Source organism: Catenulispora yoronensis (assembly GCF_039531695.1).
GTDB classification, from domain to species: domain Bacteria; phylum Actinomycetota; class Actinomycetes; order Streptomycetales; family Catenulisporaceae; genus Catenulispora; species Catenulispora yoronensis.
The window spans coordinates 1-557 of the sequence record NZ_BAAAQN010000228.1 but is presented as its reverse complement, the minus strand read 5'-3'; the positions used below and the strand labels follow the sequence as shown (position 1 = coordinate 557).

General features: G+C 37.9%; 2 protein-coding genes. Both read right to left on the bottom strand.

What is annotated here, in order from left to right:
- Positions 1–338: DUF6392 family protein (locus ABD481_RS47000; protein WP_344672382.1), on the bottom strand; the 338-nt coding region annotated here is incomplete at its 3' end.
- On the bottom strand, positions 335–557 hold a 223-nt coding region (locus ABD481_RS46995), incomplete at its 5' end, for a DUF6392 family protein (protein WP_344672381.1). The genes ABD481_RS47000 and ABD481_RS46995, both read right to left, overlap by 4 nt.

Genomic DNA, 557 nt, shown 5'->3' with positions numbered 1-557 from the left:
GTCATGATTATCTGCGCATCAGTGTAAATCATTGGATGGCCAAGTTTGTCCCTTACCCATTTCTGGGTTATTACAGGTTCAAGACCAAATGGCAGCAAGTTAGGAAATAACCAGTCAGTTTTATTCTCATCCTCTAACCTTAAGGCCACTTCCTTAAGATTTTTATCTTGATTATTAAAAAACGATAAATACACCCCCTCTCGTTTCATATCTAATCTAGCAGTGCTATCGCCAACAGAATCATAAGGCTTAGTTTTATAAGGAATCAAACCTTGTTCAAAAATCGCTTGGTATGGTTTGCCTAATTGTTTCACCAATGTTTCGACGTCAATATTCATTTGCCACCAAGTCTTTTTTTCTCAAGTGCAGACTGAATTTCTTTCGCCCGTTCCACCGGAATAAATGTGATCCTGTTGACAAAAAGAACATTATTGTAAGAAAATGCCGCTGCAATATTTTGATTTGGAGTTGGTAAAATATATGTTTGCTCCACCCCGACATAGATAGTCATAATCACGTTGGCAGCAACGTAAGTAATCGGATGACCAAATCGGTTT